This is a genomic window from Eubacterium sp. An3 (assembly GCF_002159465.1).
Classification (GTDB): domain Bacteria; phylum Bacillota; class Clostridia; order Lachnospirales; family Lachnospiraceae; genus Anaerobutyricum; species Anaerobutyricum stercoris.
The window spans coordinates 63,324-89,705 of sequence record NZ_NFIR01000001.1; the positions used below are offsets into that span (position 1 = coordinate 63,324).

Annotated in this window: 25 protein-coding genes; all 25 read left to right on the forward strand. The window is 47.8% G+C overall.

Annotation, left to right across the window (positions count from 1 at the left end; genetic code table 11):
* Positions 1 to 6: 6 nt before the first annotated feature.
* Positions 7 to 726 (forward strand): bifunctional precorrin-2 dehydrogenase/sirohydrochlorin ferrochelatase, encoded by a 720-nt coding sequence (locus tag B5F87_RS00290; RefSeq protein WP_087275211.1) that lies wholly within the window; start codon positions 7 to 9, stop codon positions 724 to 726.
* Complete coding sequence (locus B5F87_RS00295; RefSeq protein WP_087275213.1) at positions 692 to 1,111, forward strand: GNAT family N-acetyltransferase; 420 nt, start codon at positions 692 to 694, stop codon at positions 1,109 to 1,111. Before B5F87_RS00290 ends, B5F87_RS00295 begins: the two co-directional genes overlap by 35 nt.
* A gap of 143 nt (positions 1,112 to 1,254) precedes the next feature.
* Complete coding sequence (gene hemB / locus B5F87_RS00300) at positions 1,255 to 2,223, forward strand: porphobilinogen synthase (RefSeq protein WP_087275215.1); 969 nt, start codon at positions 1,255 to 1,257, stop codon at positions 2,221 to 2,223.
* 303 nt (positions 2,224 to 2,526) lie between these two features.
* The gene (locus B5F87_RS00305) at positions 2,527 to 2,775 is read left to right on the forward strand and encodes a FeoA family protein (protein ID WP_087275217.1); all 249 of its coding nucleotides are present in this window, start codon (positions 2,527 to 2,529) and stop codon (positions 2,773 to 2,775) included.
* Positions 2,776 to 2,827: 52 nt separating this feature from the next.
* Complete coding sequence (gene feoB, locus B5F87_RS00310) at positions 2,828 to 4,840, forward strand: ferrous iron transport protein B (RefSeq protein WP_087275219.1); 2,013 nt, start codon at positions 2,828 to 2,830, stop codon at positions 4,838 to 4,840.
* A 79-nt stretch (positions 4,841 to 4,919) separates the two neighbouring features.
* Entirely contained in the window at positions 4,920 to 5,114 is a 195-nt protein-coding gene (locus B5F87_RS00315; RefSeq protein WP_087275221.1) for a FeoB-associated Cys-rich membrane protein, read from the forward strand.
* Positions 5,115 to 5,434: 320 nt separating this feature from the next.
* Positions 5,435 to 6,043 carry a type IV toxin-antitoxin system AbiEi family antitoxin domain-containing protein gene (locus tag B5F87_RS00320; protein WP_087275223.1) on the forward strand — a complete coding sequence of 203 codons (609 nt, stop codon included), beginning with the start codon at positions 5,435 to 5,437 and terminating at the stop codon, positions 6,041 to 6,043.
* On the forward strand, positions 6,043 to 6,870 hold the full coding sequence (locus tag B5F87_RS00325; RefSeq protein ID WP_087275225.1) for a nucleotidyl transferase AbiEii/AbiGii toxin family protein: 828 nt from the start codon (positions 6,043 to 6,045) through the stop codon (positions 6,868 to 6,870). Before B5F87_RS00320 ends, B5F87_RS00325 begins: the two co-directional genes overlap by 1 nt.
* 123 nt (positions 6,871 to 6,993) lie before the next feature.
* Entirely contained in the window at positions 6,994 to 7,983 is a 990-nt protein-coding gene (locus B5F87_RS00330; RefSeq protein ID WP_087275226.1) for a hypothetical protein, read from the forward strand.
* A 282-nt stretch (positions 7,984 to 8,265) separates the two neighbouring features.
* Positions 8,266 to 8,442, forward strand: a complete 177-nt coding sequence (locus B5F87_RS21125; RefSeq protein ID WP_204246023.1) for a hypothetical protein — start codon at positions 8,266 to 8,268, stop codon at positions 8,440 to 8,442.
* A 12-nt stretch (positions 8,443 to 8,454) separates the two neighbouring features.
* Entirely contained in the window at positions 8,455 to 11,937 is a 3,483-nt protein-coding gene (locus B5F87_RS00335) for a VWA domain-containing protein (RefSeq protein WP_087275228.1), read from the forward strand.
* A 198-nt stretch (positions 11,938 to 12,135) separates the two neighbouring features.
* A complete protein-coding gene (locus tag B5F87_RS00340) occupies positions 12,136 to 13,560 on the forward strand; it encodes a SpaH/EbpB family LPXTG-anchored major pilin (RefSeq protein ID WP_087275230.1) in 1,425 nt (474 codons plus the stop codon).
* Between the two features lie 185 nt (positions 13,561 to 13,745).
* Complete coding sequence (locus B5F87_RS00345; protein ID WP_158096895.1) at positions 13,746 to 14,597, forward strand: class C sortase; 852 nt, start codon at positions 13,746 to 13,748, stop codon at positions 14,595 to 14,597.
* A complete protein-coding gene (locus B5F87_RS00350; protein WP_087275234.1) occupies positions 14,587 to 15,465 on the forward strand; it encodes a class C sortase in 879 nt (292 codons plus the stop codon). Before B5F87_RS00345 ends, B5F87_RS00350 begins: the two co-directional genes overlap by 11 nt.
* Positions 15,462 to 17,114 carry a pilin N-terminal domain-containing protein gene (locus B5F87_RS00355; protein WP_087275236.1) on the forward strand — a complete coding sequence of 551 codons (1,653 nt, stop codon included), beginning with the start codon at positions 15,462 to 15,464 and terminating at the stop codon, positions 17,112 to 17,114. The genes B5F87_RS00350 and B5F87_RS00355 overlap by 4 nt, the downstream gene beginning before the upstream one ends.
* 420 nt (positions 17,115 to 17,534) lie before the next feature.
* Complete coding sequence (locus B5F87_RS00360; protein WP_087275240.1) at positions 17,535 to 18,098, forward strand: PD-(D/E)XK nuclease family transposase; 564 nt, start codon at positions 17,535 to 17,537, stop codon at positions 18,096 to 18,098.
* Positions 18,098 to 18,358, forward strand: a complete 261-nt coding sequence (locus B5F87_RS20605; protein ID WP_143405167.1) for a hypothetical protein — start codon at positions 18,098 to 18,100, stop codon at positions 18,356 to 18,358. The genes B5F87_RS00360 and B5F87_RS20605 overlap by 1 nt, the downstream gene beginning before the upstream one ends.
* Positions 18,359 to 18,638: 280 nt before the next feature.
* Positions 18,639 to 19,076: an NfeD family protein gene (locus B5F87_RS00365; RefSeq protein WP_087276069.1), complete on the forward strand. Its 438-nt coding sequence runs from the start codon at positions 18,639 to 18,641 to the stop codon at positions 19,074 to 19,076.
* Positions 19,077 to 19,164: 88 nt separating this feature from the next.
* On the forward strand, positions 19,165 to 20,133 hold the full coding sequence (locus B5F87_RS00370; protein WP_087275242.1) for an SPFH domain-containing protein: 969 nt from the start codon (positions 19,165 to 19,167) through the stop codon (positions 20,131 to 20,133).
* Positions 20,134 to 20,277: 144 nt separating this feature from the next.
* On the forward strand, positions 20,278 to 22,155 hold the full coding sequence (locus B5F87_RS00375) for an LTA synthase family protein (protein WP_087275244.1): 1,878 nt from the start codon (positions 20,278 to 20,280) through the stop codon (positions 22,153 to 22,155).
* Positions 22,156 to 22,279: 124 nt separating this feature from the next.
* Entirely contained in the window at positions 22,280 to 23,266 is a 987-nt protein-coding gene (argF, locus tag B5F87_RS00380) for an ornithine carbamoyltransferase (RefSeq protein ID WP_087275246.1), read from the forward strand.
* Between the two features lie 6 nt (positions 23,267 to 23,272).
* Entirely contained in the window at positions 23,273 to 24,253 is a 981-nt protein-coding gene (locus B5F87_RS00385) for a biotin--[acetyl-CoA-carboxylase] ligase (RefSeq protein WP_087276072.1), read from the forward strand.
* 9 nt (positions 24,254 to 24,262) lie between these two features.
* Complete coding sequence (locus tag B5F87_RS00390) at positions 24,263 to 24,595, forward strand: DUF6145 family protein (protein ID WP_087275248.1); 333 nt, start codon at positions 24,263 to 24,265, stop codon at positions 24,593 to 24,595.
* Between the two features lie 21 nt (positions 24,596 to 24,616).
* Positions 24,617 to 25,387: a type III pantothenate kinase gene (locus tag B5F87_RS00395; RefSeq protein ID WP_087275250.1), complete on the forward strand. Its 771-nt coding sequence runs from the start codon at positions 24,617 to 24,619 to the stop codon at positions 25,385 to 25,387.
* Positions 25,368 to 26,348, forward strand: a complete 981-nt coding sequence (gene dusB, locus B5F87_RS00400; protein ID WP_087275251.1) for a tRNA dihydrouridine synthase DusB — start codon at positions 25,368 to 25,370, stop codon at positions 26,346 to 26,348. The genes B5F87_RS00395 and dusB overlap by 20 nt, the downstream gene beginning before the upstream one ends.
* Positions 26,349 to 26,382 lie beyond the last annotated feature (34 nt).

Here is a 26,382-nt window from a genome sequence, read left to right on the forward strand (position 1 = left end):
TGAACCATGGCATATTTTCCCATATTCATAGAGATTGAGAAGAAGAAATGTCTTGTGGTGGGCGGCGGCAAAGTCGCCCTCCGGAAGGTGGAGACTCTCCTTCGCTACGACGCGCAGGTTCACGTGGTCAGCAGAGAGATCTGCACGGAGATACGCGCGCTGCTGCCGCCGGAGAATATACATGAGGAAGAGCTGCTGCCATCGCCGGGAGATACCAACGCGGGGGAGCTGTTACCGGAATGTAGCTGTGGATCGGAGTGGCCACTGCCGGATTATTTTACCGGAGCCGCGCTGGTCGTTGCGGCCACCGGCAGCCGGGAAGTCAACCGCCGGGTGGCGCAGTTCTGCCGGGAGAGACGGATCCCCGTCAATGTGGCGGACGCCCCGGAGGAATGTACATTTTTCTTCCCGGCAGTGGTGAAGAAGGGCGACATCAGTATCGGCGTGAACACCGGAGGGAAAAGCCCCGCTGTGTCCAGCCAGGTGCGCCGGGACATTGAGAAAGCCATCCCGGATTATTATGAAGCCATCGCGGATCAGCTGGGCGTCCTGCGGGAGTATGTGAAGTCGCATGTGGAGCGGGAACCCGACCGGAGAAAAATACTGAAGCAGGCAGCCGCCTCCGCATTCCTCAATGAAAGAACCCTGTCACAGAACGAAATCAATACAATAATAAGGCAGGTTTTGAATCATGGTACAGTTAGTGGAGGACCAGTTGGACATTGACACATATATGGAGCTTCGGGAGGCGGTACATTTCCGGAAGCTCAGCAGGGACCAGGCGAGACGGGGGCTTGACAACAGCCTCTACACGATGGTGGCCTACAAGGACGGAAAAGCTGTCGGCATGGGGCGGATCGTGGGCGACGGCGCCATCATCTGTTACGTGCAGGATCTGATCATCCGCCCGGAAGTGCAGGGCGAAGGAATCGGGGGCCTCATTCTGGAAAGCCTCAAATCCTTCGTCATCAACACCGGATTCGAAGGCACCACAATGATGTTTGATCTGATGTGCGCCAAAGGCAGAGAGCCCTTTTACAAAAAACACGGCTTTATCGCAAGGCCCACGGATGACCTGGGGCCGGGGATGATACAGTATCTGAAGTTGTGATGGGCGGTGGGGTATTATGACATCATGTGGATTTGCAGAACAATTCACCGGGACATTCCATATTTCCCCGCAACACCGTTGGATTTCCTGAGAATCAGGTGTATAATAGGTAACAAAAGCGGTTTAAAAGGAGGAGTTTAAAAATGATTCGCAGAAGACGTTTGCGCGCAACGGAGAACATGAGAGCACTGGTCAGCGAGACATCCGTGAGCATCTCAGATTTAATCTATCCGTTATTTGTCATCGAGGGAGAAAATATAAAGAACCCGATCGATTCCATGCCGGGCATCTATCAGTATTCCATCGACCGGCTGGACGAGGAGCTTGACAGAATCCGGGAAGCCGGCATTAAGGGAGTGCTTCTTTTCGGTATTCCGGCACATAAAGACGAGTGCGGTTCGGAAGCCTACAACGAGCACGGCATCATTCAGGAGGCTGTCCGTTACATAAAGAAAGTATTTCCGGAACTGGTGGTCATCACCGATATCTGCCTGTGCGAGTACACCTCCCACGGACACTGCGGCGTCATCAGAGACGGCGAGATTTTAAATGACGAGACACTGCCGCTGCTGGCAAAGACCGCGGTAACCTGCGCTCAGGCAGGCGCCGACATGGTAGCGCCGTCCAACATGATGGACGGACATGTGGCAGCCATCCGGCAGGCATTGGACGAGGCCGGCCTGCAGAATACGCCGATCATGGCATACAGCGCCAAGATGGCGTCCGGCTATTACGGACCTTTCCGTGATGCCGCTCATTCCGCACCTGGTTTCGGAGACAGAAAGACTTATCAGATGGACTTCCACAATCCGAGAGAAGCCATGCGGGATATTCAGGACGACATCGACGAGGGCGCGGACATCATCATCGTAAAACCGGCCCTGGCTTACCTGGACATTTTAAAGACCGCATCCATGGAGACAAGAATGCCTCTGGCCGCCTACAACGTAAGCGGAGAGTATTCCATCGTCAAAGCAGCAGCCATGCAGGGATGGGTTGACGAGAAGAAACTGGTCATGGAAAACATGATCGCCATCAAACGTGCCGGCGCGCAGATGATTATCACCTACCATGCGCTCGATGTGGCAAGATGGCTGAAAGAAGATAATTAGAAGAATTTCTTCGCATGCCAGTGCAGCGGCCGCTGCGGGAGCCGCAGACGCAACTGACAGCATATACATTTGAATAATCATGAAACTAAGACACCTGACGCAGAAAATGTTTTGGCATCCGGGCGATATACCGCTCGCCACCGGGGCCGCTGCGGCAGGTGTTTTTTCGCACGGCTGAGTAGTTACTGCAAAATTTATATTGATTATTTTTCTCATTTAGACTATACTAACGTTGATTAAAACGTACTAACTTCATCTGCGGCATTTCGCAGTATATATATAGTAGAAAAAGGACGGATACATATGGAAGAGAAGAAAAATGTCAAAAAGAGAACTCTCGCTGATCTGCCCATCGGTCACGAGGCGGTGATCAAAACCGTGGGAGGCGAAGGCAATCTTCGCTGCCGTTTCCTGGACATGGGACTGATTCCAAGAACAAAAGTCAAAGTCATGAAGGTTGCGCCTATGGGAGACCCGATTCAGATTCGCCTCCGGGGCTACGACATAACCATCCGCAAGGAAGACGCGGCCATGATTGAACTGGAAGAGTAAATGCGGCAGTCTGCCGAAACGGGACATCTTGGGACAGAGAGGATGAGAACTTATGATATTTGCATTGATCGGCAATCAGAATTGCGGAAAGACAACGCTGTTTAATCAGCTTACAGGCTCCAACCAGCATGTGGGGAACTTCCCCGGCGTGACGGTAGATCAGAAAATGGGGCAGATAAAGTCAAAATCCGGCGTGGAGGGAACGGTGGTGGACCTGCCGGGCATTTATTCCCTGCGGCCTTACACCAACGAGGAGATCGTCACGAGAGATTTCCTGCTCAATGAAAAGCCGGACGGGATCATCAATATTGTGGACGCCACCAACATTGAGAGAAACCTGTACCTCACTTTGCAGCTGATCGAGCTGCACATTCCGATGGTACTGGCACTAAATATGATGGACGAGGTGCGCAACAACGGCGGCTCCATCAACATCAAAAAAATGGCGGATCAGCTGGGAATCCCGGTCATCCCCATCAGCGCCATCAAAAATGAGGGCGTGGAAGACCTGGTGCAGGAAATCTTCCATGTCGCGCAGGACAAGCTGATTCCGAAAGTATACGATTTCTGCGAGCCGGGGCCGATTCACCGGTGTATCCACGGTCTGTATCATCAGGTGGAAGACCACGCCAAACGAATCGGAATCAACGGAAGATTTGCGGCTGTAAAATTGATCGAGGGTGATGAGGATATCATCCAGCGCCTGCAGCTGTCCGACAACGAACGGGATATGGCGGAGCACAGCATCATAGAAATGGAACGGGACAGCGGACTCGACCGCAACGCAGCCATGGCGGAAATGCGCTATACATTTATTGAGAAGCTCTGCGACGCCGCGGTGGTAAAATGCCAGATCAGCAAGGAATATCTGCGGAGTCAGCGCATCGACAGCATTCTGACCAACCGCTACCTGGCGCTGCCGGTCTTTGCCGGAATCATGGTATTCATTTTCTGGATGACCTTCGGCGGCATCGGCGCATTTTTAAGCGACTTTTTGAGCGAAGGTATCGAACGGCTGACCGCCTGGGTGGACTACGGCCTCACCGTCTACGGCATAAACCCGGTAGTAAAAAGTCTCGTAGTAGACGGCGTATTCGCCGGCGTCGGAAGCGTGCTGAGCTTCCTGCCGATCATCCTCGTGCTGTTTTTCTTCCTGTCCATCCTGGAAGACTCCGGCTACATGGCCCGAATCGCCTTTGTCATGGACACCCTGCTGCGTAAGATCGGCCTCTCCGGCAGAAGCTTCGTGCCGATGCTCATCGGATTCGGATGTTCCGTGCCTGCCGTCATGGCAAGCCGGACCCTCTACTCGGACCGCGACAGAAACATGACCATCATGCTGGTGCCATACATAAGCTGCTCCGCGAAGATACCTATTTACACCGTATTTACGGCGGCATTCTTCCCGGACCACGGCGTCCTGGTTATGACGCTGCTCTACTTTGGCGGCATGCTCACCGGCGTCATCATGGCGCTCATATTCAAAAAAGTATTGTTCCGCGGCAAGCCGATGCCATTTGTCATGGAACTGCCGAACTACCGTTTCCCATCACTCAAGAGCGTACTGCTGCTCATGTGGGAAAAAGCCCGCGACTTCATTGAGAGAGCATTTACCATCATCTTCGTGGCGACCATCATCATCTGGTTCCTCCAGACATTTGACGCCCGCCTCAACGTGGCCACAGACAGCGCCCAGAGTCTCCTGGCCATGATCGGACAATGGCTGGCACCAATTTTCGGACCGCTGGGCTTCTCCGACTGGAGAATCTCCACCGCCCTGGTCACCGGCATCACCGCCAAAGAAGCCGTAGTATCGACCTTAAGCGTACTGCTCGGCACCAGCGCCGCCGGCGTCTCCGGAGCCATCAGCAACCTGTTTACCCCGCTGTCCGCGGTAAGCTTCCTGGTATTCACGCTACTGTACACCCCTTGCGTGGCCGCCATCGCAGCCATCCGCCGGGAGATGAACTCCACTTTGCGCACCGTGGGCATCGTGATCCTCCAGTGTGTAGTGGCCTGGGTCATGGCTGCCATCGTGTATCACGTGGGAGGATTTTTGTTCTAGCGTAACGAAAGCGGGCCGGGCGGCTTTGCCTGTCCGGCACGCAATCACATAAAATGTACACCCATCAGGAGGAAAACAAATGTCATTAGGTGATATTATTATTTTGGCTGTTCTCCTTATCTGGCTGGCACTGTCCCTCCGCTACATGCGAAAACGCCGCAAGAGTGGAAAATGTATCGGCTGCAGCGGCGACTGCACCGCCTGCCGGGGCGCAGCGGCTATGCCGGTGGAACGGGAGAAGGGGGATTCATTTTTATCTCGAAAAAATTGCTAACTTTCATACGGACATTATGATAAAAAGACCGTATGAAAGTCAATAAAATTTATGATTTAAAATACAACACGCAAATATTAAAAACTGCGTGTCATTTATATACCCTGAGGGAGCCTGTAAAACAGGAAATCCTTCAGGGCGTTTTTTACGCCATAAAATATATTTTTAATAAAAAAAGTAAAGAAAAAGCATGAAATGTGTGGTAAAATATGAGACAGGAAGTGCTGGTTCTCACTTGACCTGTCCACAGTCATTCCATATAATATACTAAAGTACACTATTATTTGAAAAAATGTGTGTGGTTTAGTAGAGGTGAAATAATGCATACTTCAAAAGACATTGATGCGCTCAGAGATATATTTTCCAGTCATAATTATGTTATGACAACAGCGGAACTAAAGGCAGCAAAGTTATATTATGCAGATATCCAAAGACTTGTGGAGACAGGTTTAATTGAGAAAGTTAAACGGGGTTTTTATCATTGGACGGATGAATCGGACAGCGGTGAAGTTGCGATTATAAACAGGCTGTTTCCCGATGCGGTTCTTTGTATGGAAACGGCTTTATTTTATTATGGATACAGCGACAGAACGCCTGCTGAATGGAATATTGCAATTAATAAAAATGCTTCCAGACAACGAACAAAAATAGAATATCCATTTGTTAAAGCATATCGTGTGGAGCCCTATTTGCTCCCGGTCGGCGAAACAAAAGGAAACATTGATTCCAGAGAAGTTCGTATTTATGACCGCGATCGTACTATCTGCGATGTTCTGCGGAATATGAACAGAATGGATAAGGAGATTTTTAATAAAGCGATCCAGAATTATGTCAAAGACCCTAAAAAATGCATTCCTAATCTCATGAAGTACGCAAATGAACTGAGAGTTCAAAAACGAGTAAAAGATGTGATTGGAGTGTGGTTGTAATGGCAGATGTAGCAGCTTCGGTGCTGGCGAGATTTAAGAACAAAGCAAAGGATTCTGGTATCAGTTATCTTACAAATTTTGAGAGCAGGGCCACCATTGACGTTGATTTTCTTCTTCGCGATTATCCAAATTCAATGGAACAGGTGAAAGAATTGATCGGGAAAATCATTGATACGCCGACAGGTAATGACTACATCCAACTGACGGCAAAGAGCTTTGAAGAAATTTTGCCGCAGAAAAAATATCATGGTATCAGCACGCAGATTATCGGAAAAATAAAGAATGTGCGCGTCCCATTTAAAGTAGATATTGGCGTAGGTGATATTATAGTCCCGGGAGCTGAACAACGTAAAATTAATATGCAGCTGCCAGACTTTGAATCTTCTGTTATAAAAACGTATTCGCTTGAAAGCACAATAGCCGAAAAGCTTGACGCTATTTTGCAGCGCTTCGAACTGACAGGAAGAATGAAAGATTTCTATGATATTTTTTATCTTTCAAAGGTATTTGATTTTAAAGGGGAAGAGCTGCAAACCGCTATTTTTCAGACATTGCATCGTCGTGGTACAACGTATGGCAAAGATAGCTTTAAACGCGTTGTTGATCTTGCGAAAAACGAAGATATGCAGAAACGATGGAAATACTTTTTGAAGACTGTAAAAAATGAATTACTTGAATTTTCCGTTGTCATTGCACAAATTCAGATTTTCCTGGAGCCCGTATTTGAAGCGATGGTAAACGAAAAAGAATGGCGGCAAAAATGGAAAAGCGACAGAAGCATGTGGATAAATACAAATGACAATATTGAAAAGGATGACAATAATTGAAAATGCATTGCATTGCTTTAAAAACAATTAAATCATAATATAAGCATCTAAATGTCCTGAGGGAGCCTGTAAAAACGGGAAATCCTTCAAAGCATTTTTGGGTGGACAGAGGGAGGAGTTATCATGCAGACAAGTACGACAGGGGCAATCTATACGGCGGAACAGGATGAAACAAAGATAACCTACGATGCGAATGCCAAAGTCATCTTATCTAATAAATATGTATTGGCATACATTTTAAAATACACCACAAAAGAATTTAAAAACAGCGAGATTACTGATATAATAGAATGCATAGGGGATACACAGATAGGCGATGAGAGCGTCCTGCCAAACACATCCGGGCCGGAGAATATCCTGGGACTGAACAACGAGGACACGGTACAGAAAGAAGGTACCATCTATTATGACGTTTCCTTCTTCGCCTACGCGAAAAACTCACACACAAAGATCCGGGTGAAGCTTTACATTGACGTGGAACTGCAGAATAAATATAATCCGGGATATGATATTGTGACACGCTCTTTGTTCTACTGCGCCAGGGAACTATCCAGACAGTATAACACGGAATTTTCCGGCAGAAACTACGATGATATCAAAAAGGTCTACTCCATATGGATCTGCGCGGATACACCGGCGAAATATGCGGATACCATCACTTCGTATAAGATTGGGCCAGAGCAGATATATGGGGAATACAGAGGAAGCGCACGATACGATATCCTGGAATCTGTGATCATCAGGATGAGAGGGGACGATACGGAAGATTCGGGCAACAGGCTGATCCGTATGCTGTCCACGCTGTTTTCACTCACCAAACCAATAGAAGAGAAAATCAAGGAACTGGAAAAGGAATTTGCCATACCGGCAGGGAAAGAATTCGGAGAGGAGTTGGAGTTAATGTGTAATTTAAGTCAGGCAATAGAAGAAAAAGGCATTGCGGAAGGAATTGAAAGAGGAATTGAAAAAGGCAGAGAATTGGGAGCGTTAGACGCGCTGAAACAGGTAGCGATCACCATGTATAAAAATGGAGCGGATATAGAGTACATCGCCAGATCCACACAGGTTTCAGAGAGTCAGATCAAGCTGTGGCTGGATGAGGAAGAAGCATAGTAAAGAAGCCGGAGACGAGAGCTGCCTTAAAAAAATTTAATATAGTAATTGTTGGGAAACGTCCTGAAAGGAAACCATGAAGATGGTGGAATTTCGGGGCGTTTTTACTTTATAGGGGGGCTAATGAAATAAAACTTAACTAGTTTATAATTATAAACTAGTTAATAAAAAATTAAGAAAAAAAATCAGAAAATTAAGGCCTTGTAATGCTTTTTGTAATGGGGGGGGTTAGAATTTTCTTAACAATTCTGAAAATATAATGACAGAAAGGGGTTTTGAGATGTGAAGGCAGGAGGATATAAAGAACAGACATTTCTCATCAAAGTGCTGAACAACCAGCACGGCACCTGGCAGGGCAGTATTCTCTGGGCCGAAGGAAAAAAAGAACAGAATTTTCGAAGCGCCTTGGAACTGTTGAAATTAATAGACAATGCTTTAGTTCAGAAGAATAAAAATTAGGAGGAGGCAGCCATGAAAAGGAAAATGAAGAAAAAATTAATAGCATTCATGCTTTGCATGGTTCTGGTCATCTGCAACAGCGTCTCCATACTGGCAGACGCCCCGGCAGCAGCGACGACGACTGCGGAAAATCAGGTGGGCGAGACCAAAACAGCAAAGAATGAGAAATCGTCTGAGGAGAACAAATCCACAGACGACAATGATACGTCAAAACAGTCGGAAGAAACCGACGAAACCAAAGACGAAGCTCCGGAGGCGACAACCACAGAAAAGAAGGAAGAAACCACCGAAGCCTCCACAGAGAAAAAAGACGAGACATCCGGAACCACCACAAAGGCAAAAAACGAAACGGAAAAAGCCGACGAGGGAACCACGGAAGCCACGACAAAAAAGAAAGACGACACAGAGGCAGCGGATGAAACCTCGGAAAGTGACGGAAAGAAAGAGGCAACGACGACAGAAGAAGAGAAGACAACTGCGGCGGAAGAAAACACTGAAGCACTAACAGAACTCACATATGAAAATGATGAGGTGAAAATTACTGTCAGTGCTAATACAGAAAATGCGATTCCGGAAGGGACAACGTTACAGGTTGTTCCGGTTGTGAATAGCGGGGATACAGCAGGCCAGTATCAGGAAGTAGAACAGCAGCTGGGAGAAAAAGCAACAGAAGAAGAATATGATATTACCGGTTTCTTAGCCTATGATATTTCTCTCATAGATGAAGACGGCAATGAAATAGAACCAGACGGAGAAGTTCAGGTTTCCATGGACTACAAAAACTCCGTATCACCAGTGGCCGAAGAAAAAGCTCTTACAGACTCTGACGTAACTGTGATGCATTTGGAAGAAGATGAAAACGGACAGGTCAAAGAAGTTGTGGATATGGCAGAGAATAGTCAGTTGAAACAAATGGATATGACTGATAAAAATGAAATTCAAAAGACAGAGTTTGTAACAAAGAGTTTTTCAGTTTTTACAATTATCTGGACTTATCAAACTAACACAAAAACAATAAACTTAAATATATATCCGTATTATGGATATATAGAAAATGGAGAATTTATTCAATTTGAAGGAGAAAATATTGAAAAAGAAAAAGTTTATTTTAATCAAGACACATTAAACTTAAATACGTATAGAGGAGATGAATATACAAGCGATATAGTTCCGGACGGATATAGTTTTTCTGATATTAAATTAGAAGATCCACAGACATTAGGAACAAGCGCAAATTATTTAAAGATATATAAAACTTCTTATAGAAATAATTACAAGTTGCAATATAGTAACAATCAAAATAGAGGGTATAATGATTTAGATCATTATACTGGGTTGCAGGCAAATACTACGTATGATTTAGATGTGTATTATATCTATACTAATGACAGTGGTACTGGTTCAGGAGACGGCGGGGGTACTGTTGTTGGGGATGTAACTTTATCAAAAACAAAACAAGCAATAAGAAATGACGATGGGACCTATGATTTAACATTGTCAATTAAAGGTGAGGTAGGATCAGTCCGGGAAAAAGCAAAAATTGACGTTGTCATGGTATTGGATACTTCTGGCAGTATGAAAGATAATGGAAAGATGCAAAGTGCGCAGAATGCAGTAGCGACTTTAGTAAATAGCCTGAGTGAACAAGATACGGTTGACGCAAGGTATAGTGTAGTGAATTTTGCGGATGAAGGACAAGTATTAGTGGACTGGACGAAGAGTAGTTCTTACGTAAAGACAGTTGTGAATCGACTTAATCCAGATGGAGGAACGAACTACGAAGATGGCTTGGGTGTAGGACAAAGTCAGTTGAACAATGCTCGTGACGGTGCTCAGACAATTTTAATATTTTTAACAGATGGAGAACCAACTTATCATAATGCTAGCTTTGGTGATGTAGAAGGTGGGGGAAGTTTTACAAAAGAAACTACGTATGAACATTCATTAAAGGCAGCAAGATCAGTTTCAGCGTCACAATTTTATATTATCGGACTTGAAATGAATTCCAGTACTGATATTTATCCAGATGATACAGAGTATGAACGTGATCGGTGGGGCAATTATGTTTTAAATAGAGACCCAATTAAGAATGATGTGGATATTTTACAAGAAATGTATAATGCTTCTGCAGTAAAAGAAAAGGATAAATATAATGCGACAACAGATGATTTATCAAAAGTTTTTGGGGAGATAGCGGAGAATGTTAGATATTATCCATGCAGTAATGTCGTAGTGAAAGATAAATTGAGTCCACATGTTCAGCCAGTGCTCGGAGAAAATGAAAAGGTTACTTGTACAATCCAGGTTCTAAATGGCAGCACCGATGTCACAGAGGCAGAGATTGCTGAAGGAGGTATTACAGCACAATATAATGAACAGGACAAAACAGTTGTTTTGGATTTTAAGGATGACTATACATTAAAGCAGAATTATATATATTCGGTGACTGTAAAAATAGAGCCGTCAGATGAAGCGTACGAAAAGTATCAATCTGACAAGGGATATCTAGATATACCGGATGCAGGTACTGGGACACATGCAAGCGACGGAACTGATCCAGGAAACGGTATTTATTCCAATACAGAGGCGAATGTCGAATATAGTTATAATAATGAACGTAAAAATGAGGATTTTCCAAAACCAGTTATTCAATTACAATTAGGCAATTTGATAATTGAAAAAACAATTATTGGATTAACAGAAGAAGAACTTAACGATTATGATTTGTCTTTTGGAATAAAAGCAAAAAATGAAACATCAGGTCAGACAATTTCTTTTGATGGAGTGGACTGGGAAAGAGTTGGTTCAACTGAAAATTATAAAGCGCAGTATACATTGTCTGGATTACGGCCTGGTGAGTATATAGTCACGGAAGATCAAGACAGCGCCATAGTTAATGGATACAGATTAAAATCTATTACGCCAGCTTCTGGAAATCAAACAGCGGTTGTAACAGCATCATCTGATACCAAAGTATCTTTTGTAAATGAATATGTGCCATCTACAGGCAGTATTACAATTATAAAGAAAGATACTACAGGCGAAGTAATAGAGGGAGCTAAGTTCATTATTAAAAAGGAAGATAATGGTTCGTTTATCCAAATAGGAGAAGAAAAAAATACTGGTTCAGATGGAAAAATTATATTTGATAATTTAGAAGAAGGTAAATATCAAATTATAGAGACACAGTCAAAAGAAGGATATAGTTTGTTGGCAGAACCGATTGAAGTTAATCTTCCATATAAAGTTGCAAAAGGAGAAAAAGATAATATAACAGGAGAAAGCAATACACCGGATTATTCAGATGAAACATATGATTATTATTTGAATATTTCGTATACAATTATCAATAATAAGTTGTTTGATATGCCGGAAGCCGGTGGCCGCAACATCTTCCTGCTGACACTCGCCGGAACCGCCATGATTGCGTTGGCAGCTGGAAGTACTATTTACTACCGTAGAAGACGCGGCGCACACAACAAAACAGGAAGATAGTATCACATAACAACAGGTAACATGTAAACACTTAATTCAATATTTAGCGGGGTTTTAGCCCGCCCCGCTTAAATATAAAGCAACAAAAAATATGACGCCAGTGATTGCGGAAACAGCAGTGTGTAACAATCGCAGGTATCATGCGGTCAATATCAATTGACCATAACAAAAAATTTTAATGAAAAGGAGACGAAGACTATGAAGAAAATGATGAAAAAACTCATAGCAATGGCTGCGGCATTGGTTATGATCGTAACATTATTGCCGGCAGTGGGAGTGAATGCAGCAACAGGAACCACATTTCCAAGTGGCAATGGAAAAATCACTATAGATAGTGAGGGTGGAAAATATTCTGTTTATCAAATTGCGACGGTAGCACAGACCAGCACAAATGGCGTAAAGTTAGAATATACACCAACGACGCCTTTTACACAAAACGATGTGAATGATATATTAGCAGCGGGCGCTGAAGAAGGTGGAAATCCAGCCGCATTACAGGAATTATTAAATGGATATCTTACTACAAAAATACCGACAGCAAAGAAAGTTGCTGACTTAAATAACGTAGAATATGGCCTTTATATGATTGTAGAAGATGAGGCACCACAAGATTACTTAAAAGCATCTCCATCGGTTGTAATGGTTCCACAGTTTGACAACGGTGTGTGGAATAATGAAGTAACTGTAACGCCTAAACATGCAAAAAATGATTTCACTAAAATAGTAAATGATAATGTAAATGATACAGTTTCAGCAGGTGATGAAATTACATATACAATTTCTGGTACAATGCCATGGTTAAAAGATGCTGAAGCTGAGGCCGACGACGCTCATATTACAATTACTGATACATTGACAGGTGATTTAAGCTTTGTTGAACCGAATACAATAGTAGAATTTAAATATGACCCAGCAGAAAACGGAACTACTCCAAACACAGCTATTACAGAATATACCCCAACTGTAAGTGGAAATGTTTTAACGATTGAAATTAAAGATGAGGCTACTTTAAAAGCAATCAGAGGAAAGAAGTTCACTTTAACCTATAAGGTAAAAGTTGCTGATAATATTACACCAGGCGAAGTGGGTAAAAACAAAGCATCCTTAGACTCTAACGGTGGCGGAAATCCTGGTGATACCCCAGAGATTCCAGTTTATTCTTTTGCTATCAAAGTAACGAAAAAAGGTGAAGGAACTGAACGGTTACAAGGTGTTAAATTTGAGTTATACAGAGAAACAGGTGATGGTAGCAGTTTGTCAGAAGATGATACGAAGTTGTATGACTTGATAACTGGAACTGGTGGCGTAGTTACTACAAAAGGTTTAGAAAAAGGAACATATTGGTTAAAAGAAATTGAGACAGTTAATGGATACACTTTATTAGCTAATCCAATTAAAATTGAATTAATTGAAGGAGAAAATGGAACTTTAACCTTTAAAGTAGATAATGCTACTGATGCTTCTTTAGGAACTAATAATATTGCAGAAGTTGAAATCACCAACAACAAAGGCTTCTCCCTTCCAGAAACCGGTGGCATGGGAACTTACCTCTTTACTATCGGCGGTATCGTCATCATGGCTGGTGCAGCATTCGCTCTCATCGCTATGAAGAAAAGAGCCTAAGCAGAAGTAAAGAATTAACGGTACATTTACACGTACATAAATGAAGATTAATCCCGTGTCCGTGGCGGCGCAGCAAATGCGTCGGCTGCGGTCGGGAAGAAATGTTGCAGCAAGGTAAGACAGAAGTTTTTGGCGGGGGCCGGGCTGCCCGGTTCCCGCATAGATGTAAAAGGAGAAGAAGCGCAGTGAAAAGATTCCTTCCTATTATAATGATTGTTTTGCTTTTTCTCGGAGGAGCCGGATTGGTGCTGTACCCGGTTGTGAGCAGCTGGTACATGGACCGTCATCAGGGTCAGGTTGTGGCGGACTATGATGAGGAAGCGGCGAAATTGTCACAGGAACAGATTGAAGACGAACTGGAGAAGGCCAGGAAATATAACGAGAGCCTTTTAGGAAATGTGGTCCTCACAGACCCGTTCAATGCGGAGGCGCTGGAGGAACAGAATACAGAGTATGAGGATCTGCTGAATATCGGAGGAGACGGTGTCATGGGGAGCGTGGAGATCCCCGGGCAGGATATCTACCTTCCGATCTATCACGGGACGAACAGTGAGTCCCTGGAGCGAGGTGCGGGGCACCTGCAGAACAGTTCCCTGCCGGTGGGCGGGACCGGGACCCATGCGGTCATATCCGGGCATACGGCGCTGCCGACAGCAGAAATGTTCAATAATCTGTCTGAGGTGGAAGAGGGAGATGTATTTTACATCCATGTTCTGAATCAGACGCTGGCATACGAAGTTGACCAGATCAAGGTGGTCCTCCCGGAGGACATCTCGGATCTGTTGATTGATAAAAATGAAGATTATGTGACCCTGGTCACCTGTACGCCGTACGGCATCAACAGCCACCGGCTTCTGGTGCGGGGCACGAGGATTCCTTATGAGGAGGCGCAGGCAAAGGCGTCGAGTCAGGCGAAAGGATGGGATTCGATGTGGGGTGCTTACATTGCGGCGGCAGTGGCAGCGGCGGCGATTTTGGCCGTGGCGGGCATCCGGCACAGAAAGAGAAAGAAAGCAGGCGGACAGCATGAGGAATAAGATCATCGGTACATTTGCCGTGCTCCTGCTCATGGCAGGCCTCCTGATCTTTAATTATCCGACCATCAGCACGCTGTACAACCAGCTCCATCAGGGGACGGTCATGGCGGAGTATGATGAGGGACTGGCAAAGATGGAGCAGGAGGAGCTTGACGCGTACCGACAGGAGGCCGTGGAATATAATGAAAGGCTGGCCGGAAGCGGGGCGGTCATCCAGGATGCGTTCACCCAGGGTGACGCCGGGGAGGACCCGGAGTATGCGGGTATCCTCGACATGGAGGAAAGCGGCGTCATGGGAGCCGTGGAGATACCCGGCATCAACGTGTACCTTCCTATTTATCATGGGACATCGGCCGATGTCCTGAATATCGGTGCGGGACACCTCATGGGTACATCCGTTCCCGTGGGTGGGGAGAGCACCCACAGCGTGCTGACCGGGCACCGGGGGCTGCCGACCGCCGAGCTCTTTACGGATCTGGATCAGGTCCGGGAGGGCGATGTTTTCTATATCCATATATTGAAAGAGACCCTGGCGTACCGGGTCTATGACATCGAGACGGTGCTGCCTGAACAGGTGGACAGCCTGAGCATTCAGGAAGGGCGGGATCTGGTGACTCTGGTCACCTGCACGCCGTACGGCATCAATTCCCACCGGCTGCTCATCCATGCGGAGCGGACCGATTACGACGGTGCGCAGGACAGCCAGACCGCGGCCATGCGGGAGAGCCTGTGGCAGTGGCTTTTGTCCCAGAAGACGTTCCTGCTGTCCGTGGGACTCATTGTAATCATGCTTATTTACGGGATCATCCGTTTTATCAGGAGAATAAGAACAAACAGCCGTAAAAAGAAGGAGGAGGCGAACCAATGAAGCAGAGATCTTTCACAATAAGAAAATATGGGGCTTTTCTGACCGTCCTGCTGGTATTATCCCTGGTGTTCGGTACATTTGCCGGCATCCCTGTTCATGCTGAGGAGGGAGCGTCGGCGTCCAATACCTATAATCCGAACCAGCCGGGAAGCATCACCGTGAAACTGGGGGACATCGGGACCCAGGAGACGACCAATAAAAATGGTGTGGAGCTGACCATTTATCAGGTGGGCAGGATCAACACCGAGAACAATTATATCCAGTTTGATCTGATGCCGGATCTGGCAGGTCTGGAAAGCCTTGCCGGGGTTGACCTGAATGATGTCACCACGGCAGAGGCCAATCTGGAAGCGGCGGAGAAGTTAGAGGACGCCGTACTGGATGCCGGGCTTACTGCGGCAGGCAAAGAATATACGGCGACCGTGAACGGCGAGGACGGCGTGGCGGTCTTCCGGGGTGAGAATGGTGAAGGGCTCCCTCAGGGCATGTACCTGGTGCAGCAGACCAACGCCAACGCTTACGGAATCACCAGTCCGTTTCTGGTGGCTATTCCGTACATGACCGACGGTGCCAACTGGATCTACAATGTGGTGGCAAATCCGAAGGGCGCGGAATTTGACAGTCTGGGAAGCATCCAGGTGACCAAAGCGTTAAAATACAATAACGATGGCAACCTGCTGGATACCACCGCAGAAAATGCATCTTATGACATCGGGCTTTTTATGGATTCCCAGGGACAGTACCGCTACAGCGGCGAAAACTGGCGTCAGACGGTGACCATCCAGGGAACCAGCAGCAGTACAGTGACTTTCGATAACCTGCCGATCACCAGCAAACCGTACTATGTATTTGAGCTGGATGAGAACGGCAACGCCATCACTTACAGTTCCGATCTCGGCGGTGCAGACAGTAATAATCTCTTTACAGTCATGGCGGGCGAGGACCCGACTGCGCCGAATGCAGGCGAAGCGCCGGAGATCATCTTGGATACGGAGAACAATCCGAACGCCAGCGCTACCATCAGCAACGTGTACGCTGACCTGCCGGACGGCTACTATGTGACCGGCGAGATTACCATCACCAAGAGCGTCATGGATAACGGCCAGATGATTGCCACCAATTATCCATTCTATGCAGGTATCTTTACCGTGGACGCGCAGGGAAATGTAAATGCCAACCCGACCGAAGTGGTGAAACTCAATAACAACGGATCTGTGACCGTGGAAGTCCCTCTGGGCGGCACGAACGGCACTGAGCCGATCACCTACGCAGTGATGGAGACCGAGGAAGACGGAACTCTTATCAACAAAGAAACCTTCCCGTACACTGTAACCGGCGAAGCAAATGTAAACCTGTCTGTGGACCAGACCACCGGAAACGTAGCCATCACCAACACCCTGAAAGAAGGCGCCGACGGCTACTACCAGGATCCGTCTACTCAGGCGCCGAGAGATACCAGCTCCAACAACAATAATAACAACAACAGTAGCAGCGATAACCGCAACACATCCAGCGGAACCAACCGCAGCTCCCGTTCCAGCAGGACCGGAGACAACAACCAGATTCTGTTGTACGGCGGACTGCTGGCAGCGGCAGTGATCGTCGGCGGAGTGGTTGTGGCGCGCAGAAGAAGACGCACGAACGGATAAAGATTCGGTGCGTGTACGCTGATATATTAAATGAAAATCAATTTCTGTTCAGCTATCATTGAGGAAACAGGTGCGCGGCACCGGACAAGCTGCATGAGTAGCACGTTTCCGAGATACCATGGCTGAACTGTTACAAATGGAGAACCCCCGGTAGTTTAATGAGAGACTGCCGGGGGTTTTTCTCTATAGTGCGGATGATATTGTAAATGCGCTTTTGCTGTGCGGAGGATGTTATGCATGTATTATCAAAAGGGAGATGCGAAGCTGTTTTTGGATAAAGCAGCTTTTTTCAAGAAAGCAGGCAATTATTTGTATTTTGTGATATAATACAAAAAAGATAATAAATCATGTATAATGTCGGTGTAAGCTATCAGATTTTCCGAAGGAGAAGCTCGCATAATGTATTGAAGGAGGCGAACAATGAGCAAAGTGGAACATTCCGATACTTACGTAAGAGAAACCGACAGCCGTATCAAGCATCGGGAATTCCTGCTGCAGGGAGTAGAGAAGCTGACCCTGCTGCATGATACTTTTATGAAGGTGGTGCTGAAGGACGTGGAAGCCTGCCAGCATGTCATCCGCATCCTGATGGATGATCCGACCATAGAGATCGTGGAGGTGAGGAATCAGTACAGGATATCGAAATTGGTTTCAAAGGACGCGGTGCTGGATATCCTGGCGGAAGATACGCAGGGGCGGGTCTATAATCTGGAGATTCAGAGGAAGACAACCATCGATCATGCCCGGCGTACCCGGCGGTACAGCGCCCTGGTGGATGCGGAGTACCTGGAAAAGGGGAAAGAATACAACGAGATGCCGGAGGTGTATGTGATCTATATCAGTGAAACGGATATCTGGGAGACACAGGAGACAGAATCCCCGGTGGAGAGACATTTAAAAGGACAAATAGAAGAATATAACGATGGCAGCATACCATATATATCAATGCGGCCATCGACGACGGTTCACCCAAAGCTGCTTTGATGCGATACTTTAAAACCTGCGACCCGGACGACATGAGCCAGGGAGCATTATCTCGCCGGGTACATTACCTGAAACGGGAGAAGGGAGGAATCAGAGAAATGTGTGAATATTCAGAGAGAATCTTTAACGGAGGTAAGGAAGAGGGTCTGAGAGAAGGCTGTGAAAAAATGATACGTTTGATGAGAGAACAGGGAGTAGATGAAGCAATTATTGAGAGAATCATGGCGAGTGCTGCAGAACAGGAGCCGGTGAAGGTATGATAACTTCCGACTGAAAAATGGACAAAAGACATTTCAAATCCTTTGGTGCCTTATGTAGCCTTGCTTTTTTCATATTCTGCCGCCCTCCCAGAACATATGTTACACTGGATGTTAAGTTTCTATTAAATGAGTAGAATTAAGTTTACTTCTCAGGGCAAATAAGATAAAATGGAGCTGTAGCAAGAGGATGATCCGGCGGTATCCGGCGGCGGAGACGGGGAACCGTGACCGGCGGCACGAGAGCCGGATGTGCATAAGCTGCAGACAGGGAGGAGTTTATATGGCAGTATTATACTGGTTGATTGCTGCGGCGGTATTACTCATCCTGGAACTCCTGACGATGGGACTGACGACCATATGGTTTGCCGGAGGAGCGCTGGTGGGCGCGCTGACAGCGGCGCTACATCTGCCGGTGGGAGTTCAGGTGGCCGCATTTGTGGTTGTGTCTGTTGTCCTGTTGATCGTGACGAGGCCGCTGGCGAAGAAATATTTAAACAGCAGAACTGTTAAGACCAATGCAGACAGTCTGGTGGGCAGGAGCTGCATCGTGACTCAGACCATCGATAATCTGCGGGCGGAAGGTCAGGTTACCATCATGGGGCAGGTCTGGACCGCGAGGAGCGTGCAGGACGAACAGATTCTGCCGAAGGATACCCGGGTGAAGGTAAAGTCCATATCCGGCGTCAAACTGATCGTAGAGCCGGATTCAGAAAGGTAGCCCGGCGGCAGAGGAACTGCCGGAGACTGCCGTGCGGCAGGTAATACAGCACAACAGAGATGGCTGAGCCAGAAAAAGGAGGCAAAATATGAACATAGTTGGCAACGTTTTTTTAGTGATTCTCATCATACTGGTGATTTATATTGTGGTATCCTGTGTCCGGATCGTTCCGCAGGCGCAGGCATACGTGATAGAACGTCTCGGCGCGTATAACGGCACATGGTCCGTGGGACTGCATTTTAAGGTGCCGTTCATCGACCGGGTGGCAAGAAAGGTGCTCCTGAAGGAGCAGGTGGTGGATTTCGCACCTCAGCCGGTTATCACGAAGGATAATGTTACCATGCGGATTGATACGGTGGTTTACTATCAGATCACAGACCCGAAGCTCTACGCTTACGGTGTGGATAATCCGATCATGGCCATCGAGAATCTGACGGCCACAACCCTTCGTAATATTATCGGTGATCTGGAACTGGACGCGACCCTCACATCCCGCGAGACCATCAACACAAAGATGCGGGCTACGCTGGATGAGGCCACAGACCCGTGGGGCATCAAGGTAAACCGTGTGGAGCTTAAGAACATCATCCCTCCGGCAGAGATTCAGAATGCCATGGAGAAACAGATGAAGGCGGAACGGGAGCGTCGTGAGGCCATTCTTCGTGCCGAGGGTGAGAAGAAGTCCTCCATCCTCATTGCGGAGGGACATAAGGAATCCATGATTCTGGAAGCGGAAGCGGAGAAAGAAGCTGCGATCCTTAATGCGGAGGCTAAGAAAGAGGCTACCATCCGCGAGGCGGAAGGTCAGGCAGAGGCAATCCTCAAGGTACAGCAGGCTACTGCGGACGGTCTCAGAGCCATCAAGGAGGCCGGAGCAGACGAGGCGGTTATCAAGCTTAAGTCTCTCGAGGCGTTTGAGAAGGCAGCGGACGGCAGAGCCACGAAGATCATCGTGCCGTCGGAGATTCAGGGACTGGCGGGTCTGGTTTCTTCCATCAAGGAAGTTGCCGTTGATCCGAAGCCGGATGTAAAGGCAGCTCCGAAGCTGGAGAAATAAGACAAAACATTCCTAAGATTTACGGACAAAAGGGTCCGGCTGAGATGCTCAGCCGGACTTTTTCCTTTTCAGTTTCACAGTTTTGTGCTATGATACGCTAGTGTGCTAATACATTTACAGTGAAAATGGAAGGGAGGCTTTGCCTTGACAAAATACATCAGGCACTTCTGGCTGGCGTATCCGTTTCTTGCGCTGAAGATATTCATATATTACTGGCAGACGGACCGGCTGGACATGATGAATGTATATGAAGTGCCGATACTCACGGTACTTTTCCTGTTCGGACTGTTTGAGATATGCTCCATGGGAAGAGGAAAGGTCAGCCGTTGGATTTTTTATGTCCTGTATATTCTTGTGACGGTGGTGATGTTCGCGGACGCCGCCTACAGCAGCTATTTCGGCAAATACATTTCCGTGAATCAGATTTATCAGATTGCCAGCCTCGGTCAGATTGTGGGGGATGGGAATGTGCTGGGAGCGGCGGTAAGTCCTGGATGTCTGCTGACATTGGTGGATCTGCCTTTTGTGCTCTATTTTTACAGGCTGCGGCAGAAGAGCGGGGAACCTCTTTCGGCCATGTCCATGCGGAAGTTTGTGCCTTATGTGCTGGCGCACGCGCTGCTGCTGATAGTGATGGCCTGCGCCTGGTTTTACTATGGGTGGAACCCGTACAATCTGCGCTCGGTGCAGAAGGTCAATCACATCGAGTTTTTTACCTATCATACCAACGATATTCTGGTAAATGTGGTGGGCAAGCTGCAGAGAGGGCAGGTGGACGAGGAAGAGATTCTTGCCACCATGGAGGAGATTGTGCCCAAGTCATCGGGCGAGGCTTATAAAGGTGTGGCAGAGGGGATGAATCTGATCCTCATTCAGACGGAATCGCTCAATGACTTTGTTATCGGTGCGGAGTATAACGGGCAAGAGCTGACGCCGAACCTCAATGCGATGCTGGAGGAAGATACTTTTTACTTCAACCACTTTTATTCCACCACCGGTGTGGGGAACACCAGCGACGCGGAGTTTGCGGCGCTCAACGGATTGTATCCCAACGATGAGAGGGAGTGTTACCGCCTGTATGTGGACAATACATTTCAGGGGCTCCCGTGGATGCTGCGGGGAGAGGGATACGGCGCTTACGCCTTCCACGGCTATGTGAAGACCTTCTGGAACCGGGACGAGGCATACAAGACCCAGGGCTTTCAGCATTTTTATTCCCAGGAGGAGCTTGATATGACGGAAGTGTCCGGCTTCGGTCTGACAGATAAGGAAATGTTCCGGCAGGCGGTGGATATTCTGAAGGAGAAGGGGGAGCCGTTTTTCAGCTTCATGGTCACACTGACCAATCACATCCCTTATGAGCTGGATCCTTCGCTGGCGACTCTGGAGGTGAAGGAGAGCGATAAAGGGAGTACCTTCGGTAATTATCTTCAGACAGTCCGCTATACTGACGAGGCGTTCGGAGATCTGGTTCAGTATCTGAAGGACGCCGGCCTTTATGAGAATACGATGATTGTCATCTACGGCGATCATCAGGGTATGAATATGGAGACGCCGGCGGTGAAGAGCAAGATGAGTCAGTTTCTGGGAAGGGAATACAACTATGACGAGATGCTTAACGTGCCGCTGATTATCCACATTCCGGGACTCGGAGAGGCAAAGACCATTGACACTGTGGGAGGTCAGGTGGATATCATGCCGACCATCGCCAATCTGATGAATGTGGAGACGGGGCAGCCGTTGGTGTTCGGACACGATCTGCTAAACGCCGATGAGGGGTTTGTGGCGCAGATATCCTATATCGGCAAGGGTTCCTTTATCACCGGCGATAATAATATGCTGTTCGGTATCGGCAAGGACAGCACTGTGGAGAGCGGCAGCCTGTGGGATCTGCGGGACGGCAGCAGGATGAACCTGAACATCAGTCTCTGCCAGCAGTATTCAGACCGGGCCAATGCGCTGATCGACACCTGTAAAAAGGTGCTTGATTACAATCTGATTGCCGATTATGTCACCCATTAACCGACCGGTATTCAGGAGAATATTTTACCGGAATATCAATGCTTGACATTACAGTAAAAATTTGATAAAAAGGTTTAGATAAGACGTGTTTTCAGGCGATGCAGGCGTCTTGGGAGGATTTGCTATGGATTTAAAAGGTCGTAATTTTTTAACGTTACTGGATTTTAATAAGGAAGAGATCCGCTATATGCTGGATCTGGCGCATGAGCTCAAGGCCAAGAAGAAGAGCGGCGTGCTGGGAGAAGAATTGAAGGGGAAGAACATTGTTCTCATCTTTGACAAGTCCTCCACAAGAACCCGTTGTTCTTTTGAGGTGGCGGCCGCTGATGAGGGCGCCCATGTGACCTATCTGTCTAATTCTCATATGAACAAAAAGGAAACCATCGAAGATACGGCAAAGGTATTCGGGCGCATGTATGACGCCATTGAGTACCGGGGATACGGACAGGATATCGTGGAAGATCTTGCCAGGTATTCGGGCGTGCCGGTGTGGAACGGGCTGACCGATACGGATCATCCGACGCAGGTGCTGGCGGATTTCCTTACTATGGAGGAGCATATTGATAAGCCTCTGGAGGATATGTGTCTGACCTTCGTGGGAGACCTTTCTGACAATGTGATGTACGCGCTCATGTACGGCTGCGCTATCATGGGTATGCACTTTAAGGCGGTGGGACCGGAGGAGACGGTCTGCGATGAAAATGTGCTGAAGATTTCCCGGAAGCTGGCAGAGGAGAGCGGCGCGGTCATCGAGATTTCCCATGACCCGGAAGATGTGAAAGGCGCCGATGTGATTTACGGAGACGTATGGGTGAGCATGGGCGAGCCGGAAGATCTTTATCCGGCGCGGGTAAAAGCCCTTTCACCGTATAAGATCACCCGGAAGATGATGGAGGATACCGGCAACGATAAGTGTCTGTTCATGCACTGTTTGCCGGCATACCATAACTTTGACACGGTGGTGGCAAAAGACATGCGGGACCGCCTGGGACTGGATATCCGGGAAGTAGAGGATGAAGTATTCCGCTCGGAGAATTCGGTTGTCTTTGATGAGGCGGAGAACCGGATGCACACGATCAAGGCTGTGATGGTGGCGACATTGGGAAGATAGATGAATATGAAAGATAAAATATTGCATATCCTCCGCCGGGAGAACGGATTTGTGTCCGGACAGGCTCTCTGTGAGCGTCTGGGCGTCTCGCGTACTGCCGTGTGGAAGTATATAAACGTACTGAAAAAAGAAGGATATGAGATAGAGTCGGTGACCCGGAAGGGCTACCGGCTTTTACGCAGTCCGGATTTGCTGACAGAGGAAGCTGTCCGCGAGTATCTGACGGAAGATGAATGGCCGGGGCGGATCGTCTGTTTTCCATCGGTGGATTCCACCAATGAGGAGGCCAAACGGAAGGCTGTTCTCGGGGAGAGAGACGGAACGCTCTTTGTGGCTGATAATCAGACGGCAGGAAAGGGAAGGCGGGGCAGAGTCTGGTCCTCGCCGGAGGGCAAAGATATTTTCTGTACGATCCTTCTGCGGCCGGAGATTCCGCCGGACCGTGCCTCCATGCTCACGCTGGTGGCGGCGCTTTCCGCGGCCGCAGCAGCAGAAACGCACAGCGGGGAATTATGTCAGATCAAGTGGCCCAACGATGTGATTCTCCATGACCGGAAGATTTGCGGCATTCTGACGGAGATGGGACTGGAGATGGATGAGATATCCTATGTGGTCATCGGAGTTGGATTTAATATTAACCGGGAATCGTTCCCGGAGGAACTTGCCGGTACCGCTACGTCCATTTACGGCGAAACCGGAAGACAGACGGTGCGGGCCGCGTTTCTTGCGGACTTTATCCGGGAGTTTTCTGAGAGATACCGTACATTTCTTCAGGTACAGGATCTTGAGCCTTTCAAAGAGGAATACGAGAGAAGGCTTGTAAATATCGGCCGGGAAGTCAGGATCATCCGCCGCGGGCAGGAGATCATCCGCCGGGCCGAGGGCATCAATGAAAAGGGAGAACTGCTTGTTCGCAGTGAGACAGGTGAGATTGAGTGTATCTGCAGCGGCGAAGTTTCCGTCCGGGGACTTTACGGTTATGTATAGGAGGCAGAAATGTTAGAGGATAAGAAAATATTGTGCGGCGCCAGCCAGTACGAACAGCTTTTTTACTTTAATCCCGAGTTTGATTCGCTTCCCAAAGCAATCAAAGATGAATTAAAGATTCTGTGTGTTCTGTACACAGAAGATGTGGGAGGGATCCTCCGTTTGGAGTTCGATGAGGAGGGAAACCTGAATCTGGTCACAGAGAGCAAAGAAGACGATTATTTTTTTGACGAGATCGGCAGTGTGTTGAAAATCAAGCAGATCCAGCAGGAAAAAAGAGAATTGCTGGAGAGTCTTGAAATGTATTATAAAGTATTTTTTCTGCAGCAAGAGCAGGAATAACTGTTACACAGGAGGAACATAATGTTAATTGGAATTGATATTGGAAATACGGACATTACTTTTGGTATATTCCAGGGGAAAAAACTCTGCGATACTTTTCGTATGAGAACAAAGATCAACCGTACCTCAGATGAATACGGTCTGTTTATTCTGCAGGCGATTCAGTATAAAGGATACTGCAGGGAGGATGTGGATGACGTTATCATCGCCTCGGTAGTGCCGGCGGTAATGCATTCCTTTACCAGCGCGATTATCAAGTATTTTAATCTCCAGCCGATCATCGTGGGGGCGGGAATCAAGACGGGCATTAAGATTAAAACTGCCAACCCGAAGGAGACGGGTGCAGACCGTATTGTGGACGCCGTGGCTGGTTATGAGCTTTACGGCGGTCCGGTTATCGTGGTGGACTTCGGAACAGCGACCACATACGATCTGATCACGCCGGACGGAGAGTTTATCGGCTGTGTCATTTCTCCGGGAATACGTACTTCCGCCAACGCTCTCTGGCAGCATGCGGCGAAGCTTCCGGAGATCGAGATCCGCAAACCGGAATCTATTCTCACCAAAGAGACAGTCAACGGCATGCAGGCAGGACTTGTATTCGGTTATATCGGACAGACCGAATACATTATCCGCAAGATGATAGAAGAAAGCGGATTTGAAAATGTAAAAGTGGTGGCAACCGGCGGACTTGGCAAGATGATCGCCGAGGAGACCGATTGTATCGACTATTATGACGCCAGCCTCACGTTGAAGGGACTTCAGATTATTTATGATAAACAGAAAAAATAGAGTCGAAGAGATTTATGGCAGCACATTTCCGGTCATCCTTGGGCCCATGGCGGGAGTTACGGATCTGGCGTTTCGGCTCCTGTGCCGGGAGCAGGGCTGTGATGTGACGGTGACGGAGATGATCAGTGCGAAAGCGCTGTATTATGGCAATAAGAATACCATTCCCCTTCTTCTGACTGATGAGAGGGAAGCGCCGGTAGGCGTGCAGATTTTTGGTTCAGAACCTGAATTAATGGGAGAGATGGCACATAAGATAGAAGACAGAGGATTTGCCTTCATCGACATTAACATGGGCTGTCCGGTACCCAAGATCGTGAACAATCATGAAGGGTCCGCTCTGATGAAACAGCCGGAACTGGCAGGGAGGATTGTCAGAGAGGTAAAAAAAGCTGTTTCCCTTCCGGTGACTGTGAAGTTCCGTCTGGGATTTGACGAGGAACACAGAAATGCCGTGGAGTTTGCAAAGACTCTCGAAGAAAGCGGCGCGGATGCTCTTACGGTCCACGGCAGAACCAGAGAACAGTATTACAGCGGGAAGGCGGACTGGGACGCCATTCGTCAGGTCAAGGAGGCTGTCAGCGTTCCCGTTATCGCCAACGGCGATGTTTACAGCGGTGCCGACGCCCTGGCTATCCGGGAACATACCGGCTGCGACGGTATCATGGCGGCCCGGGGAAGCAAGGGAAATCCATGGATTTTCCGGGAGATTCGGGCGGCCCTTCGCGGAGAACCGCAGCCGCCGGAGCCAACCGCCCGCGAAAGGGTGGACATGCTCCTTCGCCACGCCGCGCTTTGCGTGGAGTACAAAGGAGAATATACGGGAATCCGCGAGATGCGCAAGCATGCCGCCTGGTATACGATGGGACTTCGCGGCTCATCGAAACTGCGCCAGGAGGTCAATCAGGTGACGACCCTCGCTCAGCTGGAAGATTTGCTGCGGGAATATTACCCGGAAGATTGAGGGCGATTGCAGCGGGAGTGCCGGCGCGGTATAT

Bases quoted from the DNA above. Each gene is read 5' to 3' on its own strand.
- B5F87_RS20605 (WP_143405167.1), top strand. From the start codon at position 18,098: ATGCGATACTTTAAAACCTGCGACCCGGACGACATGAGCCAGGGAGCA.
- B5F87_RS00385 (WP_087276072.1), top strand. From the start codon at position 23,273: ATGAAAGATAAAATATTGCATATCCTCCGCCGGGAGAACGGATTTGTG.
- B5F87_RS00295 (WP_087275213.1), top strand. From the start codon at position 692: ATGGTACAGTTAGTGGAGGACCAGTTGGACATTGACACATATATGGAG.
- B5F87_RS00370 (WP_087275242.1), top strand. From the start codon at position 19,165: ATGAACATAGTTGGCAACGTTTTTTTAGTGATTCTCATCATACTGGTG.
- B5F87_RS00360 (WP_087275240.1), top strand. From the start codon at position 17,535: ATGAGCAAAGTGGAACATTCCGATACTTACGTAAGAGAAACCGACAGC.
- hemB (WP_087275215.1), top strand. From the start codon at position 1,255: ATGATTCGCAGAAGACGTTTGCGCGCAACGGAGAACATGAGAGCACTG.
- feoB (WP_087275219.1), top strand. From the start codon at position 2,828: ATGATATTTGCATTGATCGGCAATCAGAATTGCGGAAAGACAACGCTG.
- B5F87_RS00320 (WP_087275223.1), top strand. From the start codon at position 5,435: ATGCATACTTCAAAAGACATTGATGCGCTCAGAGATATATTTTCCAGT.
- B5F87_RS00330 (WP_087275226.1), top strand. From the start codon at position 6,994: ATGCAGACAAGTACGACAGGGGCAATCTATACGGCGGAACAGGATGAA.
- B5F87_RS00365 (WP_087276069.1), top strand. From the start codon at position 18,639: ATGGCAGTATTATACTGGTTGATTGCTGCGGCGGTATTACTCATCCTG.
- argF (WP_087275246.1), top strand. From the start codon at position 22,280: ATGGATTTAAAAGGTCGTAATTTTTTAACGTTACTGGATTTTAATAAG.
- B5F87_RS00390 (WP_087275248.1), top strand. From the start codon at position 24,263: ATGTTAGAGGATAAGAAAATATTGTGCGGCGCCAGCCAGTACGAACAG.
- B5F87_RS00335 (WP_087275228.1), top strand. From the start codon at position 8,455: ATGAAAAGGAAAATGAAGAAAAAATTAATAGCATTCATGCTTTGCATG.
- B5F87_RS00350 (WP_087275234.1), top strand. From the start codon at position 14,587: ATGAGGAATAAGATCATCGGTACATTTGCCGTGCTCCTGCTCATGGCA.
- dusB (WP_087275251.1), top strand. From the start codon at position 25,368: ATGATAAACAGAAAAAATAGAGTCGAAGAGATTTATGGCAGCACATTT.
- B5F87_RS00315 (WP_087275221.1), top strand. From the start codon at position 4,920: ATGTCATTAGGTGATATTATTATTTTGGCTGTTCTCCTTATCTGGCTG.
- B5F87_RS00395 (WP_087275250.1), top strand. From the start codon at position 24,617: ATGTTAATTGGAATTGATATTGGAAATACGGACATTACTTTTGGTATA.
- B5F87_RS00305 (WP_087275217.1), top strand. From the start codon at position 2,527: ATGGAAGAGAAGAAAAATGTCAAAAAGAGAACTCTCGCTGATCTGCCC.
- B5F87_RS00340 (WP_087275230.1), top strand. From the start codon at position 12,136: ATGAAGAAAATGATGAAAAAACTCATAGCAATGGCTGCGGCATTGGTT.
- B5F87_RS00325 (WP_087275225.1), top strand. From the start codon at position 6,043: ATGGCAGATGTAGCAGCTTCGGTGCTGGCGAGATTTAAGAACAAAGCA.
- B5F87_RS00355 (WP_087275236.1), top strand. From the start codon at position 15,462: ATGAAGCAGAGATCTTTCACAATAAGAAAATATGGGGCTTTTCTGACC.
- B5F87_RS00290 (WP_087275211.1), top strand. From the start codon at position 7: ATGGCATATTTTCCCATATTCATAGAGATTGAGAAGAAGAAATGTCTT.